Annotated in this window: 16 protein-coding genes and 1 rRNA gene; 6 read left to right on the forward strand and 11 right to left on the reverse strand. The window is 38.1% G+C overall.

Translation table 11 applies throughout. The features are described from left to right. Nucleotides 1-10: 10 nt before the first annotated feature. From H5084_RS10080 to H5084_RS10090, 3 genes are all read right to left on the reverse strand, one after another. Nucleotides 11-1,555, reverse strand: a 16S ribosomal RNA gene (locus H5084_RS10080). A gap of 725 nt (nucleotides 1,556-2,280) precedes the next feature. Further along, entirely contained in the window at nucleotides 2,281-2,568 is a 288-nt protein-coding gene (locus H5084_RS10085; RefSeq protein ID WP_028868065.1) for a pyrimidine/purine nucleoside phosphorylase, read from the reverse strand. Between the two features lie 70 nt (nucleotides 2,569-2,638). After that, nucleotides 2,639-4,549, reverse strand: a complete 1,911-nt coding sequence (locus H5084_RS10090; RefSeq protein ID WP_028868066.1) for an ABC transporter ATP-binding protein — start codon at nucleotides 4,547-4,549, stop codon at nucleotides 2,639-2,641. 135 nt (nucleotides 4,550-4,684) lie between these two features. Between H5084_RS10090 and H5084_RS10095 the strand changes: the two genes are divergently transcribed. Beyond that, a complete protein-coding gene (locus tag H5084_RS10095; RefSeq protein ID WP_028868067.1) occupies nucleotides 4,685-4,909 on the forward strand; it encodes a YheV family putative zinc ribbon protein in 225 nt (74 codons plus the stop codon). A 12-nt stretch (nucleotides 4,910-4,921) separates the two neighbouring features. Then, a complete protein-coding gene (locus H5084_RS10100; RefSeq protein WP_028868068.1) occupies nucleotides 4,922-5,410 on the forward strand; it encodes a peptidylprolyl isomerase in 489 nt (162 codons plus the stop codon). Nucleotides 5,411-5,895: 485 nt separating this feature from the next. On the opposite strand, the gene H5084_RS10105 is transcribed toward H5084_RS10100, so the two are convergent. The 3 genes from H5084_RS10105 to bioH all read right to left on the reverse strand — a co-directional run bounded on the left by H5084_RS10105 (nucleotide 5,896) and on the right by bioH (nucleotide 7,507). Beyond that, complete coding sequence (locus H5084_RS10105) at nucleotides 5,896-6,309, reverse strand: hypothetical protein (RefSeq protein WP_028868069.1); 414 nt, start codon at nucleotides 6,307-6,309, stop codon at nucleotides 5,896-5,898. 11 nt (nucleotides 6,310-6,320) lie between these two features. Continuing rightward, nucleotides 6,321-6,575: a hypothetical protein gene (locus tag H5084_RS10110; RefSeq protein ID WP_028868070.1), complete on the reverse strand. Its 255-nt coding sequence runs from the start codon at nucleotides 6,573-6,575 to the stop codon at nucleotides 6,321-6,323. A gap of 74 nt (nucleotides 6,576-6,649) precedes the next feature. Next, on the reverse strand, nucleotides 6,650-7,507 hold the full coding sequence (gene bioH, locus H5084_RS10115; protein WP_245600376.1) for a pimeloyl-ACP methyl ester esterase BioH: 858 nt from the start codon (nucleotides 7,505-7,507) through the stop codon (nucleotides 6,650-6,652). 29 nt (nucleotides 7,508-7,536) lie between these two features. On the opposite strand from bioH, the gene H5084_RS10120 reads away from it, so the two are divergent. Together H5084_RS10120 and nfuA are read left to right on the forward strand one after the other, a co-directional pair. Then, nucleotides 7,537-8,298 (forward strand): ComF family protein, encoded by a 762-nt coding sequence (locus H5084_RS10120; RefSeq protein ID WP_259396742.1) that lies wholly within the window; start codon nucleotides 7,537-7,539, stop codon nucleotides 8,296-8,298. A 172-nt stretch (nucleotides 8,299-8,470) separates the two neighbouring features. After that, the gene (nfuA, locus tag H5084_RS10125; RefSeq protein WP_028868073.1) at nucleotides 8,471-9,052 is read left to right on the forward strand and encodes a Fe-S biogenesis protein NfuA; all 582 of its coding nucleotides are present in this window, start codon (nucleotides 8,471-8,473) and stop codon (nucleotides 9,050-9,052) included. Nucleotides 9,053-9,055: 3 nt separating this feature from the next. Here nfuA and yjeH read toward each other — a convergent pair whose 3' ends face one another. Next, a complete protein-coding gene (gene yjeH / locus H5084_RS10130; RefSeq protein WP_182690365.1) occupies nucleotides 9,056-10,330 on the reverse strand; it encodes an L-methionine/branched-chain amino acid transporter in 1,275 nt (424 codons plus the stop codon). 643 nt (nucleotides 10,331-10,973) lie between these two features. Between yjeH and H5084_RS10135 the strand changes: the two genes are divergently transcribed. Next, nucleotides 10,974-12,722 carry a DEAD/DEAH box helicase gene (locus H5084_RS10135; RefSeq protein WP_028868075.1) on the forward strand — a complete coding sequence of 583 codons (1,749 nt, stop codon included), beginning with the start codon at nucleotides 10,974-10,976 and terminating at the stop codon, nucleotides 12,720-12,722. Between the two features lie 483 nt (nucleotides 12,723-13,205). Here H5084_RS10135 and glmU read toward each other — a convergent pair whose 3' ends face one another. Next, nucleotides 13,206-14,564, reverse strand: a complete 1,359-nt coding sequence (gene glmU / locus H5084_RS10140; RefSeq protein WP_028868076.1) for a bifunctional UDP-N-acetylglucosamine diphosphorylase/glucosamine-1-phosphate N-acetyltransferase GlmU — start codon at nucleotides 14,562-14,564, stop codon at nucleotides 13,206-13,208. A gap of 367 nt (nucleotides 14,565-14,931) precedes the next feature. Here glmU and H5084_RS10145 point away from each other — a divergent pair, with 367 nt between their 5' ends. Next, nucleotides 14,932-15,771 (forward strand): isopenicillin N synthase family oxygenase, encoded by an 840-nt coding sequence (locus H5084_RS10145; RefSeq protein WP_182690366.1) that lies wholly within the window; start codon nucleotides 14,932-14,934, stop codon nucleotides 15,769-15,771. Between the two features lie 380 nt (nucleotides 15,772-16,151). Here the strand turns inward: H5084_RS10145 and H5084_RS10150 are convergent, their stop codons facing one another. From H5084_RS10150 to H5084_RS10160, 3 genes are all read right to left on the reverse strand, one after another. Beyond that, complete coding sequence (locus H5084_RS10150; protein WP_182690385.1) at nucleotides 16,152-16,880, reverse strand: amino acid ABC transporter ATP-binding protein; 729 nt, start codon at nucleotides 16,878-16,880, stop codon at nucleotides 16,152-16,154. 22 nt (nucleotides 16,881-16,902) lie between these two features. Next, nucleotides 16,903-17,853, reverse strand: a complete 951-nt coding sequence (locus H5084_RS10155; protein ID WP_182690367.1) for an amino acid ABC transporter permease — start codon at nucleotides 17,851-17,853, stop codon at nucleotides 16,903-16,905. 71 nt (nucleotides 17,854-17,924) lie between these two features. Next, a complete protein-coding gene (locus H5084_RS10160) occupies nucleotides 17,925-18,722 on the reverse strand; it encodes a transporter substrate-binding domain-containing protein (protein WP_028868466.1) in 798 nt (265 codons plus the stop codon). Between the last annotated feature and the right edge of the window lie 429 nt (nucleotides 18,723-19,151).

A 19,151-nucleotide genomic window follows, 5' to 3' on the forward strand; every position in this document is an offset into this window, starting at 1 on the left:
TTTCTTTACGTAAGGAGGTGATCCAGCCCCAGGTTCCCCTAGGGCTACCTTGTTACGACTTCACCCCAGTCATGAACCACACCGTGGTCATCGCCATCCCCGAAGGGTTAAGCTAATGACTTCTGGTGCAGCCCACTCCCATGGTGTGACGGGCGGTGTGTACAAGGCCCGGGAACGTATTCACCGTGGCATTCTGATCCACGATTACTAGCGATTCCAACTTCACGGAGTCGAGTTGCAGACTCCGATCCGGACTACGACAAACTTTAGGAGATTCGCATACCATCGCTGGTGAGCAGCCCTTTGTATTTGCCATTGTAGCACGTGTGTAGCCCATCCCGTAAGGGCCATGATGACTTGACGTCGTCCCCACCTTCCTCCGGTTTATCACCGGCAGTGTCCCTAGAGTTCCCGGCATAACCCGCTGGCAAATAAGGATAAGGGTTGCGCTCGTTGCGGGACTTAACCCAACATTTCACAACACGAGCTGACGACAGCCATGCAGCACCTGTCTCAGAGTTCCCGAAGGCACTCTACTATCTCTAACAGATTCTCTGGATGTCAAGGGATGGTAAGGTTCTTCGCGTTGCATCGAATTAAACCACATGCTCCACCGCTTGTGCGGGCCCCCGTCAATTCATTTGAGTTTTAACCTTGCGGCCGTACTCCCCAGGCGGTCTATTTAATGCGTTAGCTTTGAATCCCACGGCATATAGCCACAAAATTCTAATAGACATCGTTTACTGCGTGGACTACCGGGGTATCTAATCCCGTTTGCTCCCCACGCCTTCGCGCCTCAGTGTCAGTCTTTGTCCAGGTGGCCGCCTTCGCCACTGGTATTCCTTCAGATCTCTACGCATTTCACCGCTACACCTGAAATTCTACCACCCTCTACAAAACTCTAGTCAACCAGTTTCAAATGCAGTTCCAAGGTTGAGCCCTGGGATTTCACATCTGACTTAATTAACCACCTACGCGCGCTTTACGCCCAGTAATTCCGATTAACGCTCGCACCCTCCGTATTACCGCGGCTGCTGGCACGGAGTTAGCCGGTGCTTCTTCTGCGAGTAACGTCACAGCTGCACTCTATTAAAGTACAACCTTTCCTCCTCGCTGAAAGTGCTTTACAACCCGAAAGCCTTCTTCACACACGCGGCATGGCTGCATCAGGCTTGCGCCCATTGTGCAATATTCCCCACTGCTGCCTCCCGTAGGAGTCTGGACCGTGTCTCAGTTCCAGTGTGGCTGGTCATCCTCTAAGACCAACTAGGGATCGTCGCCTTGGTAAGCCATTACCTTACCAACTAGCTAATCCCACTTGGGCTACTCTTATGGCGTGAGGCCCGAAGGTCCCCCACTTTGATCCGGAGATGTTATGCGGTATTAGCAGTCGTTTCCAACTGTTGTCCCCCACCATAAGGCATATTCCCAAGCATTACTCACCCGTCCGCCACTCGTCAGCAAAATAGCAAGCTATTCTCTGTTACCGTTCGACTTGCATGTGTTAAGCCTGCCGCCAGCGTTCAATCTGAGCCATGATCAAACTCTTCAATTTAAAGTTTAATTTGCAACCTAAGTTGCGACTCAATACTACTGACTAAAACTTACTGCTAATCACTTATATAAATATAAGAAACTAACAATTTATTATTCTGAAATAATGAATTATTTCGTGTGTCACTATTATTGATGTTGCCTTTACAAGAAAGGCTGTAACTTTCTGCAAGCAGAAGAATTACATTTTTGATTTTTTTGAAATCACATCAACAACAAGTGCTCACACAGATTGTTTGATTAAATTGTTAAAGAGCGTGCCTTTCGGCTAGGCGGCGTATATTACGCGCCTTTCGAACATTGTCAACGTTTTAATTTAACTTAATTTCGAAGCGAACTACGAAGCGTTAATACGTTAAAAACTATTCTCAAACTCGGTGGGTAACTTGCGTTCCGTCCCGTGTCTGTGGATGCGCATTATAGGGATCTTGAAAAGGTAAGCAAGCGTTTTATTATGATTATTTGCAATAAAGTGACTGAGTGGCTAATTAAACAACAAAGAGTGTGTTTTTCATGCAAATGATGATGATTTGAGGTTAAAAAGTGATAGTTATTTGTATTATATTGCACTTAATATCTAAACTTTATTATCTATAAATACTAATATAACTATAAATAGTGCGTTTTTATCTACTGTAATAATAGTAAAACTCATATTTTAAGGCCTTTCACTTACATGAAAGGCCTTAGCGCCTATTAATTCAGTTTATTGTTCTAATGTAGACGTTATGCTTTGTATAAACAAAGATAAGCAGTTTGCACAACAACTTTAACATCAAAGCTTGAATTTGCTTCTACTTCAAATGTTTCACCTGCTTTATAAGTTTTCCATTCAGTTGTATCTGCTAAACGTACTGTTAGGCTACCACTTACTACTGTCATGTATTCATAGGCACTAGTACCAAATGTGTATTCACCAACTTCCATCACACCTACTGTTGCAGGTAATGTTTCGCTTTGGAATGCGATTGATTTAACGTTACCATCGAAATATTCATTTGCTTCAAAACTCATTTTAATCCCTTCTTATTTCATGTATTGGTGAATCATTGCGCACAGAGTATGGCTAAGCTACATCCAAAACTCAAGCTTCGAATTCAGATTGCAGGGTTTCAATTTGCTCCTGTGCTTCCATCCATAACATTTCAGTTTCTTCCAATTGCTCTTTTACTTCGCCTTGCTCTTTTAACAGATCCGTTAATTGTTTTTTATTTTCTTGCTCATAAAGCGAACTATCACTTAGCAGCTCTTCAATCTCAGCTAAACGCCCGGAATATTTATCCATTTTCTTTTCCGAATCCGTTAATTGCTTTTTAAAAGGTGTTAATTTTTTACGAAATTCAGCCTCTAATCTTTTTTGATCTTTACGATTAGCACTCACCGAGGCCACTTTATCTACGCCTTGAGCAGCTTGTTTCTCAATACGTTGTTGGTCTGACAACCATTGATGATAATCATCTAAATCACCAGCAAAGGGTTCCACTTTTTTATCGTGCACTAAATAAAGGTCATCAATTGTAGTACGTAGTAAATGTCTATCATGCGAGACCACAACCATCGCACCTTCAAAGGCTTGTAATGCGACAGTCAAAGCATGACGCATTTCTAAATCAAGATGGTTGGTTGGTTCATCGAGTAATAATAAATTTGGTTTTTGCCACACTAATAACGCTAAAACTAAACGCGCTTTCTCTCCGCCAGAAAACGGAGCTACAATATCAAAGGCTTTATCTCCTTGAAAACCAAAACTACCTAAGAAATTACGTAATGGTAGTTCTTTCTCATCAGGAGCTAAACGCGATAAATGCTGCATCGGGCTTTCGTCTAGATGTAAAAACTCTAATTGATGCTGTGCAAAGTAACCAATTTTAGCATTGGTGTTTATCTCAATCTTACCTGACTTAGGTTGAAGTTGATTTGAAAGCAATTTCACTAAAGTTGATTTACCTGCACCATTACGACCTAATAAGCCGATACGACTCCCTGGCACTAAGTTTAATTTTATTTCATCAAGAATTAATAAGTCTTCGTAACCCGCACTGACTTTTTCTAATGTTAATAATGGCATTGGTAAGGCTTCTGGCTCTCGAAATGAAAAACTAAATTGATTATCGATATGCGCAGGTAAGAGCGTTTCCATTTTTTCGAGTGCTTTGATACGACTTTGTGCTTGCTTTGCTTTGTTTGCTTTATAACGAAAACGATCAATATAGCTTTGCATATGATCCATTTGCGCTTGTTGTTTTTCGTAGGTGGATTGTTGCTGTGTTAATTTTTCAGCACGTTGACGCTCAAAACTCGTGTAGTTACCGGTATATTCAAATAATTTATTTTGTTCAATGTGAATAATTTTATCGACAATACTGTCAATAAAATCTCGGTCATGAGAAATAAGTATTAATGTACCTTGATATTGATGTAACCACTTTTCAAGCCAAATCACTGCATCTAAGTCAAGATGGTTGGTTGGTTCATCGAGTAATAGCAAGTCAGATGGACAAAGCAGTGCTTGTGCCAAATTTAAGCGCATACGCCAACCACCAGAAAAATCACTAACGGCTCTGCCTTGTGCTTGCTCACTGAACCCTAAACCCGCTAACAATTCTGCAGCACGAGACTCAATAGTATAACCGCCTGCATTATCTAGTAAAATATGCATTTCAGCTATTTTGGTGCCGTTATCTTCCGCTTCTGCTTGCCTTAACTTTGCTTGTAGAGCGCGAAACTGATGATCACCATCAATCACATACTGTAATGCATTGGTATCTAAAGCTGGTGTTTCCTGTGCCACACTGGCGAGTCGCCAGTGATGAGGAATCGCTAATTCACCCGCATCAACTTGGTGTTCTTGTTTTAATAAAGTAAAGAAACTCGATTTACCACAACCGTTTGCCCCCACTAGGCCAACCTTCTGTTTTGGGTTGATTGTCGCGCTGGCATTTTCAAGTAAAGCTTTTCCGCCACGGATGAATTCAATATTAGTAGCAACAATCATAATTTCAGGGTCTCAGTCGGGATCAGATAAATTAATCCCTGATGATAACGAACTTTACAAAGTTGAGCCATAACTACTGAAAATGAACATCGATTTGTTTATCATGACGTACTTATTATTATTTGTGATGTTTATATGCCTGTATCTAAAAATAAAAAACGCTTCATCGCTGGAGCAGAATGCCCACAATGTAAGACTATTGACAGTATTGCTTTGACACTGGAAAATGCAGTTGAGACTTTAACTTGCGTCGCTTGTGATTACACACAAACACAAACGCCTAGTCAGGCTAAATCAGCAACACGTCAATTTGAACAAATAATTGGTGTTTTTGATCCATCAGAACCCGATAAAGAATAGAGAGAAATAACAATGAAAATTGAAAAAAATTCAGTAGTTGCAATCCACTTTGGTGTTGCAGAAGTTGACGGTAATGCCCTTGATAGCACTGAAAACGGTAGCCCACTTGAGTTTATTCAAGGTGCACAATATTTAGTACCTGGTTTAGAAAAGGAATTAGAAGGTAAAGAAGTGGGTTACAAATTTGATGTTAAATTAGAAGCTGAAGATGCTTACGGCCCTTTTCAAGAAGAATTAGTTCAAGAAGTACCTCGTACTTTATTTGAAGGTGTTGATGAAATTGAAGTAGGTATGTCATTTCAAGCAGAAACTGAGCAAGGTCCTCGTACTGTAGAAGTAACTGGCGTCACTGAAGAAAATGTAAGTATCGATGCGAACCATCCTCTAGCAGGTATGGCATTACAATTTGTAGGTGAAGTTGTTTCTGTGCGTGCAGCAACTGATGAAGAAATTTCACATGGTCATATCCATTCAGCTGAAGGCTGTGGACATGCTCACTAAATAGGTTGATTAATCTTTCACTTGAGAAAGCATTAACAACAAAACAGGCCGCATTAATATGCGGCCTGTTTTATACCAATTCCATTAATTTAATGTTCAAATATTACGCTATAAAAAGGAGCTAGTTTAAGGCAAAAATTGCCGTAAATAGTTGTTCTCTTTACAGCATTTTTAACGCAAAAATAGTTCCTTTTAACCAGTAAGATTGTTCTGTTAGCAAGCGGAGTTGGTATTCTCCCCCAATAACAGTTATTTACTACATTATTTCAGATAATCTCTGATGATTTTAGACTAGCGCGACTTTATGGCATTACTTTGCATGATAACAGCTTTGGATTAGAATTATTTTAGGCAGAAATAACATTGGAAAAGCATGATTTTTATATTTTTTAAAAACAGCAAATTCACTTCATATCCAACAACTTATAAGTACTTATTATACAGATAGCTCGATTGTTCATACCAACATTCTCCAATCACCTCAGCTAAATATTATAATCTACCGTTGGTTCTGGAAAGGGAGAAACAGCATCACTGTATTTTGCTTGGATCACTGAAATCACCTGTTTGTAATCTGAGATCCCTTCTAGTTTCACGGATACTTTATCCATTTCACGATGCGAAAGCTTTAATTTACTAGAGAAGAAAAAGTCACGTCTTTGATTAAAAGCACCTGAATGCCTTTGTTGTTTGGAGTCTGGGTGCTCTTTTTGGATAATTTGACTAGATTGATGAGCGACTTGTTCTCGCTCTTGTTGAGATCGCATTTTAGCATAAGCGTGCGTCTCTTCAGTTTTTGGAATAGCTGTTTGTAATTGATTTTGACGATGTAAGGTTTCTGCGGCTTGTGGGAAAGGAGCCGCAACGATAGGAGGAAGTTGAACATTTACATTAACCATAGTGGTTAAGGTTAGACAGACACATCAATTAGTGAACCAACCATTTCATCAGCAGTAGTAATCACTTTTGCAGAAGCTTGAGCTTGAATTTCAGCTAACTTCATATTGATCACTTCAACCGTCACAGGCTCTGATGAGTAACTGCTATTTACTGTGCTTTCGGGATTGACTGATTGATTGGCAATCTTTTCACTAGATTCAGTGATTTGCTGTGATGCTTGATTCAAGCCATACAACCCTGACGAAAATGCTGAATTTATTTCCATAAATAACTCCTAAACAATGGTAACACTTCCATTATGTCTATTTTTTATACAAAAATAAAGCTTATATTGAATAGCTAACCTTCAATAAAGTCGATCACGACACGCTGAAAACGTGCTGGCTCACTAATAAATGGAGCATGTGAGGAGTGTTCAAATATAACTTGCTGATTAGCAGGGTATAATTTAATTAACTCAGGCATATTAGCAATCGGCACCAAACTATCCAACTGACCAAATAAACTTAAACATGGCATGCTTAATTGGCTAAATGATTCTCGTAAATCGACATTGTTTAATAAGTCCAAGCCTGCAATTAATGCTTTTTGTTTGGGTTGCGGTTGTTCCGCTAATAAATTTTTAATTGTAGCGATATCATTTTTGACGGTCACACTGCCCATCGCCTGTAAGGATAAAAATCGATTTAATGTTTTTTGAGGCTGTGTAATTACCCCTGCTTTAAAACGCTCAAAAACCACTTTTTTTACTCCTAACCAACTATCTTGTTCAACAAATTTTATCGCGGCACAAACCTGAATCAACTTTTCAACTCTATCCGGATGATGATGAGCAACATAAGTTGCAATCAAGCCACCTAAAGACCACCCACACCAAACGGCATGTTCAGGTAATTTTTTTAAAATAGTCTGTGCAATACTAGCTAACGAATAGTCAGGAATTTCGGGCTGTTTTCCAAACCCAGGTAAATCAACTAAATGTACACAATAATGCTGGCTTAGTTGCTCTGCTATGAGTAACCAAATAGCACTGTTTACACCCCAACCATGAATTAATACTAGGTTTTTTCCTTTCCCCATTGTTTGATAACAAGGCGAATCAATTTCTGAGTCACTTATTTGTTGCTTATTTTGCAGGCTGCTTTGATGATTATTTTGTTGATTCTCTTGATCGTCACTTTGCTGTTCTATACTCACCGTAACCTCATTTAATAATAGGGTGTGATTTGAAAAATATTCTGCATTACGTTTATCAACATAGCCAAACATTACTCGAAGCTTGTTTACCAAGCCATTGTTTATTGTGTCACCTACCAAGCAAACAGTCACTCATTTGTCAGTGTTGTTATGATGCAATATTAACGGAGAGACCTTGTTGCTTACATTGTGGTTGTGGACTAAACAGTTCACAGGCCTATTGTGGTGAATGCTTAAAACATCCCTTTAGTTTTCAACAATTACATGCCATTGCTGGCTATCAAGCCCCCTTTCCGAAATTAATAAAGCAATTAAAATATAATGGTCAAATATTATATGCTGATTTACTAGGATTGTTACTGGCTCATTCAATACAGAGTCGCTATAACCAACAACAACTGCAAAGTATTGATTATATTATTGCAGTTCCGCTTCACATCAAAAAACATAGGAGCAGGGGCTTTAATCAAGCACAGTTAATTAAAGATGCGTTAATTAAGCACTTACCGATGCTGACACTTTGCCAGCAAACACTCAGCGGTCAATTGATTATCCGTAATAAATCCACGACGGCACAAGAAGGTTTATCTAGAAAGCAGCGTCAGTATAATTTAAACAATGCTTTTTCATTAACGACTGAAGCAGGGGTAAACTTTCAAGGGAAAAATATTGTACTTATTGACGATGTTGTCACTACAGGCGCAACCATAAATAGCTTATGTCAGTGTTTATTAGCGGCGAATGTAAAAACAATTGATGTCTGGTGCATTTGTCGTACTGAGTTAACGTAAATAGGTTAATACCTATAAATATCAATGCGTAATAGTCAGTAACGATAGAGATATAATGACCTTAATTCCAGTCCTCACTTTATTATTCGCTGCAATTTCACTCTTTGCTTTATTATTGCATTCAAATCTCGCTATAATGTCCTAGTAAATTACTCAAGCATAAAGGTTGAACATGATCGAAATTACTCCAGTTGCACAAGCACATTTTGCAAAACTACTAGCGCCACAAAAAGAAGGCACTAACATCCGAGTGTTTGTTATCAACCCAGGCACACCTAAAGCAGAATGTGGTGTATCTTACTGCCCACCGGAAGCAGTTGAAGCTAGCGATACACGTTTAAGTTTTGAAAGTTTTGATGCGTTAGTTGATGAAGTTAGCTTACCTTATCTTGAAGATGCATTTGTAGACCTAGTTGAAGAAGATGCAGGTACGCAACTAACACTGAAAGCACCAAATGCAAAAATGCGTAAAGTGAAAGATGACGCTCCATTACTAGAGCGCGTTGAATATGTTATCCAGGTACAAATCAATCCACAATTAGCAAGCCATGGCGGTTTTATAAAGCTCATTGAAATCACTGCCGATAATGTTGCCGTGATTGAATTTGGCGGTGGCTGTAATGGTTGTTCTCAAGTAGATTTAACCTTAAAAGAAGGTATCGAAAAAGAATTACTTGAAGAGTTCTCAGGTGAGCTTAATGCAGTACGTGATGTAACTGAACATGCTCAAGGCGATCACTCTTTCTATAAGTAACGCCTAACTTGTTTTAATACGGTTATTTGATGTATAGATAACCGTATAATATCCCCCTAAGATTGTTATCAGTATCACTGCAAACAACATCTCTTTACCCAACCCTAGAAATAAAACAAAGCAAGTCACGCTTGCGACCACTGCAATCCATCGACTTTTACCCGGTAATAATTGAATACCCGCCAATCCCGCAGCAAAATAAATTAAAATAAACAATCCATTCGCATAAGCAATTAAGTTATCAATCGCTAAATCAATAAAATAACTGATAAGCAGCATGACAAAACACAGCATTACCGCAAAAGCTAACCCGCCATAAGCAACATGATGTTGATTCAAACGCGTAAAAGCATCATGTATTTGCTGTTGTTTACCCATACTTTGTAATAAACGAGAAAATCCAACAAAATATAAACTCACTGAAATAAAGCAAGTACAAAATCCTGCTAAGTTCACTAATATATAACCTTTATGACCTAAACTCGCCTCAACTAGATGAACCACCGAATTTAAATTATTTTCCTGACCGCCATAAAACCCAGTCTGTAACAAGCTAATACTAATCAACCCATAAACCACTAAAGCAATAGTGATACCAATAAAAATAGTGAGGGGAAAATCTCGTTGAGGATGCTCAAAGTCATCGGCAATGTGAGTAATCGCTTCAATACCTAAAAAACACCACAGGATAAAAGTGGCCGCGAAGGCAATGTTGCCGACGTTAAACTCAGTAACTGGTAATGTTAAAGAATGATGTAACTGGCTATCAATAGAAGCAAATAATAAAGTGCTAACAATCAGGACACTTAACACGGTTTGAATAATAGCCGCAGTTTTTAGGCCAAAGAGATTAATGACCAAAACAAGTAGCAACATAACGATCGCAATCAACAATCTAAAATCAGTACCGCTAGTCAATAAATGCAAGGCTATTAACGCATTCTGTAAAAAGTTAGCGGCGGTCATCGTGATCACGGGTGTACCCAATGCGACTACCCAGATGAATAACCAACTAACTAGCCGACCACTTCGCTCTCCAAAGGCTTGCTGAACATAATAAGCAGTGCCGCCAGCATGAGGATATAATTTACCTAATTGAGCAAATGTAAATACTATCGGTACAATTAGAATTCCCATTATCGCCCAAGCTAATAATGACCAACTACCCGCAACGTTTGCCGCTATAGCAGGAATAATAAAAACACCAGAGCCTAACAACGCCGATACTAATAAACCCACACCCTGTAATACTGATAATTTATGTGTTGTTAATGCCACTATATCTCCTTACTACACAATACAAATAAAGTTAACCGCTATACAAACAGTTAGATCAATCTAAGTAATTATCTAGTCATTTATTTATCCTGATTGGTATAACACTAAATATGACGTTAACGTTTACGCAGAAAAACGCTTCGACTTAAGTAGTTAATTAACGTAAAAATATTTCCTTTACGAAATTAACCACCTAGAAGCGGGTAGTTTTAGCAATAAAATGTTCGACTATTTACAGTGATCACTCTTAACGATCAAAAAAGTAGTTTAGCATTGCTTTTACCTTCACAACCTAGCGATAAGTAATTAAATGAAATAAAAATCAAGCAACCATCTAAATATAGAAACCACAAGTCAATTATTGGGTTTCTCCCCCATCACCACGGTTAATTTACAAAAAACGTGCGGTTTGTCAAAATAAAGCGGGCATTTTATAAACAAATACAGTAGAATGCGCCTCCCTCGCAGAAGGATCCATCTAACGCGAAGCAGAATATTCAGAGTAAACCTACTACGCGGTTGATTTCGCGAAAATTAATGGACACGTTTTACAGCATCTAACTTGTTAGGCTGATGTAGGAATAGGCTGAATTTAACGTACATTCGAGCAATGTACAGATTTTTATAAACTCATGAGGCCACTATGTCAGAGTCAGAAAACCAACAAGTAGAACAAGCAGTCGGACCAACCTTTAAAGAATTAAACTTACCAGAAGCATTAGTGCAAGTTGTATCAGAAATGGGTTACGAAACACCATCTCCTATCCAAGCACAATGTATTCCACACCTATTAAATGGTTTAGACGTATTAGGTCTAGCACAAACAGGTACTGGTAAAACAGGTGCATTTGCACTGCCTTTATTAGCAAACATTGATATCAGCAAAAACCATCCACAAGTATTGGTATTAGCGCCAACACGTGAATTAGCGATTCAAGTAGCAGAAGCATTTCAATCGTATTCTCGTCACATGCGTGGTTTCCACGTTATGCCTATTTACGGTGGTCAAAGCTACAACATCCAGTTCAAGCAATTAACACGTGGTCCACACGTTGTTGTTGGTACGCCTGGTCGTATTATGGATCACTTAAAACGTAAAACATTAGATTTATCAAACCTAAAAACATTAGTACTTGATGAAGCAGATGAAATGTTACGTATGGGTTTCATTGATGATGTTGAAACGATCATGAAAGAGATGCCAGAGAAGCACCAAACTGCGCTTTTCTCTGCAACGATGCCGGATCAAATTAAACGCATTACTAAGCGTTACATGAACAACCCAATAGAAGTTAAGATCAAAGCAAAAACATCAACGGTTTCAAACATTGAACAAAAATGTTGGATTGTACGTGGTGTTAACAAGCTAGATGCATTAACACGTATGTTAGAAACTGAAGATTTTGACGGCGTGATCATCTTTGCTCGTACTAAAACAGCAACTGTTGAATTAGCAGAACGTTTAGAAGCTCGCGGTTACCGCAGTGCTGCACTAAATGGCGACATGAACCAACAAACACGTGAGCGTACTATTGCACGCCTTAAGTCTGGTGGTTTAGATATCTTAGTAGCAACGGACGTTGCTGCACGTGGTCTTGATGTGGAACGTATCAGCCTAGTAGTTAACTACGATATCCCAACAGATACTGAATCTTATGTTCACCGTATCGGTCGTACTGGTCGTGCTGGCCGTACTGGTAAAGCAATCTTATTTGCTGCACCTCGCGAACGTCGTTTATTACAAGCGATTGAACGTGCTACGCGTCAACCAATTACCATTATGGACTTACCAACACGTGATGAAGTAACACAAACACGTATTGATAACTTCCAAAAAACATTATTTACAACGTGTGAAAGTGAAGATCTAAGTTTCTTCCGCACTTTGTTTGAGCAAATTAAAAACAACACTGAAATCGATGAATCTGATATTGGTGCAGCATTGTTATTGATGGCTCAAAAAGAAAAACCATTACAACCGGTTGAAGAAAAGTTTGTAGAGCCGCGTAGCAATGAGCGTAATGAACGCAGTGATCGTGGTGACCGCCCTCGTCGTGACCGTAACGATCGCAATGAGCGCCCTCGTGGCGATCGCCCAGACCGTAATGACCGTGCACGTAGCGAAGATAAACCTCGTGGCCGTGGACGTCCAACTGACGTTGAACTTGAAATGTTCCGTTTAGATGTAGGTCGTGAGCATGGTGTTCAAGTTAAAAACATCGTTGGTGCAATTGCAAATGAAGCAAATATCAATAGTCGCTTCATTGGTGATATTCGTTTAAACGATGACCACTCTACTATTGAATTACCAAAAGGTATGCCGGAAGAAACGCTTTCACACTTAAGAAGTGTACAAGTATGTAAACGTCCGCTAAATCTTAAAAAGTGCTAATCTAATTAGTCACTAAATCAAGGAGGCTAACGCCTCCTTTTTTGTACCTATTATTTAATATTTCAAGATATTACTAGCATCGAAAAAGGCACATCCATTTTTACTTTCCTTCACCTACCCAATAACAACTACTCAACTGTTTGAAATAACGGATTGCTCGATTGTAAACTCGGTAAAAGAAAATCGTTAAAGCATTCAAAGCCATTCATTTACTTTGGCTAATAAAGTCATTGCTACTGAAGGTAAGCGTTTTCGTACATTCAGCACATGCACTTATAAGGTTGATCAGATACCGAATACCTCAAGATACTAACTACCTTAATATACGATGACCTCAATATAAAAGCCTCCATCAAAAATCGGCAATAAAAAAGGCCGATAATTTACATTATCGACCTACTTGATGGATGCTTATTTATCGCAAATAAATGACTTTAAGATTAAGTATCAAGACCCACATCTCAAAGCTTTAGCCATTAAACATTACTTTTTAACTGGGCGTTTCCAACCTTCAATATTACGTTGTTTAGTGCGAGAAATGCATAAGGCATTATCAGGTACATCACTTACAACGGTTGTACCCGCTCCTGTTGTTGCGCCATTACCAATAGTTACCGGTGCAACAATCTGGCAATCACTACCAACAAATACATCATCACCAATGATGGTTTGGTGTTTATTCACACCATCATAGTTACACGTAATAACACCTGCACCAATGTTAACGCCACTGCCTACTTTACTATCGCCAATATAACTTAAATGACCACATTTAGTACCTTCGCCTAATGTAGACTTCTTAACTTCAACAAAATTACCGATATGCACATCATTTGCAATAACAGTATCTGGACGTAATCGTGCAAATGGACCAATTGATGCACCTGCACCAATACTTGCACCTTCAATAATAGAGTTTGCTTTAATTTCTGTATTATCAGCAATCTCACAGTTTTTCAGAATACAGCCCGCACCAATTTTAACGCCATAACCTAACTTAACTTTACCTTCTATGATCACGTTAATATCGATATCAACATCTTGACCACAAGTTAATTCGCCACGTAAATCAAAACGAGTTGGATCACGCAACATAACACCATCTAATAATAATTTATTAGCATTCTCAAGTTGAAAAGCACGTTCTAAATTAGCAAGCTGTAGACGGTTATTGACACCTTCAACTTCAAATGCATTTTCAGGCTGAACCGTTTCAATAGAACATCCTTCTTGATGAGCCATTTTAATGATATCAGTGAGGTAGTATTCACCGGCAGCATTATCGTTAGATAAAGCAGGTAACCAACGATTCAAATCATTAGCATTTGCCACTAAAATGCCAGTGTTCACTTCTTTAATCGCTAACTGAGCAGCATTTGAGTCTTTCTGCTCAACAATACCTATCACTTTGCCGTTAGCTCTTTCAATTCGTCCATACCCTGTTGGATCATCAAGCTCGATGGTTAACAAGCCAATACCACCTTCAGGTTGTACAGAGACTAATTTTTCTAATGTGGTCGCTGATAGGAGAGGTACATCACCATATACGATTAATATTTTTTCATCCGCTTTAAAATGTGGCTGTGCCATTTGCATCGCATGCCCAGTGCCTAATTGCTCTGTTTGCTCAATCCAATTTAAACAACTGTCAGCAATATTCTGTTGCATGATGTCGCCACCATGTCCGTATATTAAGTGTATATTTTCAGAACCAATGCCTTTCACAGTGTCGATAACATGTTGCACCATGGGTTTATCTGCAATTTTATGTAATACCTTAGGTAAAAGAGAGCGCATACGGGTACCTTTACCCGCAGCAAGAATAACAACACTTAAAGACATAGTGAGACCTTAATATAGAGATTGATAAAAGGTTCATTTTAGCGGATTTTTTGATAAGAACGTATAAGAAAATACTGATCTCGATATTTTGGTAAACATAACCATAAAAAAATATCCGATTAATATCATTTTAATTAAGTATTCTTCATTTTTTGTAATTTTCACCGCCTGAGATGCAACGATGAAATGCATAGATATAGAAAAGGCAACCTTGATGGTGTTTACTATTAAGGTTAATAAGCTTTTTCTAATGTTTCTTTTGTGCTCTACAGCATACTTCAAACTTACGAATATTATTTGCACCTAGATTCGCATATTAAAATGTTGTTAAAATATGAAATTACTACTTAAAACATAAGACAAAAATATGAAACTTGAAGCCATAGATTACAATGCTGAAAATGCGCAACAATTGTTTGTTGAATCCCTTCGTAATACAGGGTTTGGTGTATTAAAAAATCATCCTATCCAACAACAAATAGTGAGGTCTATTTACGACAATTGGCAGCAGTTTTTTAACTCTCAAGATAAAGTCGACTTTCGTTTCAATGCAGAGACTCAAGACGGGTTTTTCCCAGCTGAAGTTTCAGAAACGGCAAAGGGAAATACAAAAAAAGATATTAAAGAATATTTTCATTATTATCCTTGGGGGCAATGTCCTGAACAATTAAAAACTGAACTTCAAAATTATTATCAACAAGCGGGTAACCTTGCTGCTGAGCTATTGAGTTGGGTAGAGAATAATTCACCAACTGAAGTCTCACAATTATTCACACAACCGCTTCCAGATATGATTAAAGATAATCAACAGACATTATTGAGAATACTCCATTATCCTCCATTAAAAGGAGATGAAGAGCTAGGTGCGATTAGAGCAGGTGCCCATGAAGATATTAATTTACTGACTATTCTTCCTGCATCTAATGAACCAGGGCTACAAGTAAAAAGCATAGAAGGTGAGTGGTTAGATGTACCATCTGATTTCGGTAATTTAATTGTTAATATCGGCGATATGCTACAGGAAGCATCAGGAGGGTATTATCCATCAACAACCCATCGTGTTATTAATCCTGATGGCGCAGACAAAACTAAGTCTCGAATTTCATTACCCCTTTTTCTTCATCCAAAACCAGAAGTTGTTCTATCAGATAATTACACTGCGGATCAATACTTAAAGGAACGCCTAAGAGAGCTTGGTGTTATTTAAAAATTTGACGCTGGAGCTAAACGTGCTCCAGCATCAGGGGCTGAAAACTTACCAATACACATTTATAATCAATATGATTCAGAAGTTGCCTTAGGTGGCGTAGATTTGTAGAGAAAAAAGATCTAGTAGGTTGTTATACCAATCACACTAATTAACTGATCTATTTTACTTGTTAAAATAACTTATTTTTTCGTTATAAATTTCGTAAAGGGGACAACCATTTAGCTAAATTTACGCCTTAAACTAAGTCATTTTTCCTGCGCAAAATTTAGATCACTTATTTAATGTAATCGGTATTAAATATAGCAATTTTTAATGCTGATATTATAACAACCTTGCCCAAATTCATCGCTATCTTAAATGCGATGATAGTTATAAACTTATCGGATATTTGACAAGAATTTTTGTAACCTTACGTGGTTTGTTACCTTACCAAAAATATTTTCTGGAATATCATCAACTAATAAAACACCATCTTCCATAAATAAAACACGATCCGCCACTTCATTAGCAAAGCCCATTTCATGAGTAACCACCACCATGGTCATGCCTTCAGCCGCTAATGACTTCATTACATCCAATACCTCCCCCACCATTTCTGGATCAAGTGCGGAAGTAGGCTCATCAAAAAGCATCATATCAGGTTTCATTGCTAGCGCTCTTGCAATGGCAACACGTTGTTGCTGACCACCAGAAAGTTGGTTAGGATAGATATCCATCTTTTCTGCAAGGCCAACACGCGTTAACAACACCTCAGCTTCTGAAATGATATCGGCTTTACTACGACCAGCCACTTTTAGTGGTGCCAACATGACATTCTCTCTAACCGAAAGATGCGGAAATAAATTAAATGATTGAAATACCATTCCAATATTTTCTCTTAACTTATTTATATTAGTATCATCAGCATACATTTTGACGCCATCGACTATAATTTCGCCACTAGAAATCGTTTCTAATTGATTTAAAGTACGTAAATACGTGGATTTACCTGAGCCAGAAGGCCCAATGATCACAACAACTTCACCACGTTGAATATTGGTTGTTACTTTTTTTAATGCGTGACAACCGTTAGGATAAATTTTATCAACATCATTAGTGACGATCATATCGTTACCTGTGTATTTTTGCTTATCTGTCATTGTTTGCTAACCTTTTTTCAATACGCTGTATGCCCCAAGATAAGGTAGATGTTAAAACTAGATATAATGCAGCAACAGTAAACCAAACCTCAAAGGTAGCGAAACTACCACTCACCACTTCTCGTCCCGCTTTTGTTAAATCAGTAATAGAAATAACAGAAACTAACGAAGAATCTTTAATTAAATTAATAAGCTGTCCAGCCATTGGAGGCAACGTACGCTTAAAAGCTTGTGGAAGGATCACATAAGTCATCGCCTTCGTATAAGTCATGCCAAGCGAACGTGCAGCTTCCATTTGACCTGCAGAGATAGACTGAATACCAGAACGGAGGATTTCAGCAACATAGGCACCTGTAAAAACAGATAATGCAACAACACCAGCGGTAAAACGGTCTAGATCGAAAATTGTTCCTAGGAAAAAATAAACGATAAATATTTGCACTAGTAACGGCGTACCACGAATAATTTCAATATATAAAATAGATAAGTTTTTACTAAATGGATTGTCTGAAATTCGCATTAAAGCGGTCATTAAACCGATAATAATTGAGAAAAACAAAGAAATAACTGAAATTTTCAAGGTCATATATAACCCATCAATTAACACACCACTTCTAATACCTTCCTTACGTGCTAATAGGTCCCCTTCAAAAATAAGATCACCATCAGAAATAAGCACTTGGTCAGCACCAGTTATTACTCTTGAAGGAGCGCCATTATCGAATGTTAAAGTAATCACACCTTCTGCATCAACAGCGGCACTAGCATCTCCTTGTGCAATAATATCAATAGGCGAGGTATCAACAATGTAAGGAAGGACAAGGTGCCATTGCCATTTATAATTAATTGTTTGTGATGCGGAATAAATTCCGGCTGAAATAAGGCCAATCGTAATAATAAATAGCACATGCCATTTCAGTTTATTGGGTTTTTCGTTCATAAGTCCACCGACAGTCATAAAATAAAAAACCAGAGGAGATCCTCTGGTTTTAAAGGGCTTACTTAAAAACCTTATTTAACTTGGCTTAACCAAGTATCACTATTGAACCATTTATCATAGATGCGTTGATAGTTACCATCGCCTTTAGTTTGTCTTAGAAAGTTATTAAGGAAATTCAACATATCAGGATCGCCCTGCTTAACAGCCCAACCTAAAGGCTCATAGGTAAAAGGTTCTAGAATGGCGACCGTTTTACCTTTTGATTGGTTTGCATAAATCGAGATGAATGGCATGTCGTAAATCATTGCATCAGCTTTACCGTTAATGACTTCAAGTGCAGCATCAGTCTGTGTTTCAAAAGCATTATATTTTGCTTTTGATAACATTCTCTTAATGACTTGCTCACCAGAAGTCCCCAATTTACCTGCAATAGTGTATTCAGCCGCATTAAGATCCTTGTAGCTAAGTACTTTACCTTCTAGTTTTGGATTCAGTAGTATAGATTGACCAACTGTAATGTACGGGTCTGCAAAGTTAACACGCATATTTCTTTGTGCATTAATGGTCATGCCGGCCATAATAATATGACATTTGTCTGTTAATAACGCCGGAATAATACCATCCCATGCAGTGTTCACCGGTACGTACTTAACACCCATTTGCTTAGCCATCAACTTACCTAAATCCACATCAAAACCGATATAACTTCCATTTTTAGATTTCATTTCAAATGGCATATACCCTGCGTCAAAACAAGCTCTAAGCTCACCAGCTTTACTGATATCGTCTAAAGTCCCTGCATTAGCAATACCAACTGATAATGCCAGAAGAGAAGTCGCTGAAACGAGTTTTCTAAGTTTGTTTTTCATGTAAAAATCCTTTTAGTATTTGAAGTGTTTATCACTAATAATGCGCATCATTAAGACAATTAATGACACGACCTTATTTTTAGTAATGTAGATGTAGCAACAAATACGCCAATAAGCGAGCTTGGATAAGAAAAAAATTGATCCGAGATTCAACAAAAATAAAAACCTGATTGATTAAAAAACATCTAAAAGCGGACAATATTTAACAAATAATCCAGTCTACTTAAAAAATACAATATAAATACGCACAACCCACTACTGAATTCCATCTATCAAAAAACACAACGCGCACCAAAAAAGACCATAACGCACCAAAATGAAGCGCCAAGACTAATCAATGGAATGCATCAAGATACCTCAATGCTTTTTACTTATTGAGATAAATTATCAATGAAGTTAAGGAAAGCACAGTGAACTTAATGCTTTAAA

Source organism: Psychromonas sp. SR45-3, assembly GCF_014163575.1.
Taxonomy (GTDB): Bacteria; Pseudomonadota; Gammaproteobacteria; order Enterobacterales; family Psychromonadaceae; genus Psychromonas; species Psychromonas arctica.

Bases quoted from the DNA above. Each gene is read 5' to 3' on its own strand.
- H5084_RS10085 (WP_028868065.1), bottom strand. From the start codon at position 2,568: ATGAGTTTTGAAGCAAATGAATATTTCGATGGTAACGTTAAATCAATC.
- H5084_RS10090 (WP_028868066.1), bottom strand. From the start codon at position 4,549: ATGATTGTTGCTACTAATATTGAATTCATCCGTGGCGGAAAAGCTTTA.
- H5084_RS10095 (WP_028868067.1), top strand. From the start codon at position 4,685: ATGCCTGTATCTAAAAATAAAAAACGCTTCATCGCTGGAGCAGAATGC.
- H5084_RS10100 (WP_028868068.1), top strand. From the start codon at position 4,922: ATGAAAATTGAAAAAAATTCAGTAGTTGCAATCCACTTTGGTGTTGCA.
- H5084_RS10105 (WP_028868069.1), bottom strand. From the start codon at position 6,309: ATGGTTAATGTAAATGTTCAACTTCCTCCTATCGTTGCGGCTCCTTTC.
- H5084_RS10110 (WP_028868070.1), bottom strand. From the start codon at position 6,575: ATGGAAATAAATTCAGCATTTTCGTCAGGGTTGTATGGCTTGAATCAA.
- nfuA (WP_028868073.1), top strand. From the start codon at position 8,471: ATGATCGAAATTACTCCAGTTGCACAAGCACATTTTGCAAAACTACTA.
- H5084_RS10135 (WP_028868075.1), top strand. From the start codon at position 10,974: ATGTCAGAGTCAGAAAACCAACAAGTAGAACAAGCAGTCGGACCAACC.
- glmU (WP_028868076.1), bottom strand. From the start codon at position 14,564: ATGTCTTTAAGTGTTGTTATTCTTGCTGCGGGTAAAGGTACCCGTATG.
- H5084_RS10145 (WP_182690366.1), top strand. From the start codon at position 14,932: ATGAAACTTGAAGCCATAGATTACAATGCTGAAAATGCGCAACAATTG.
- H5084_RS10150 (WP_182690385.1), bottom strand. From the start codon at position 16,880: ATGATCGTCACTAATGATGTTGATAAAATTTATCCTAACGGTTGTCAC.
- H5084_RS10155 (WP_182690367.1), bottom strand. From the start codon at position 17,853: ATGAACGAAAAACCCAATAAACTGAAATGGCATGTGCTATTTATTATT.
- H5084_RS10160 (WP_028868466.1), bottom strand. From the start codon at position 18,722: ATGAAAAACAAACTTAGAAAACTCGTTTCAGCGACTTCTCTTCTGGCA.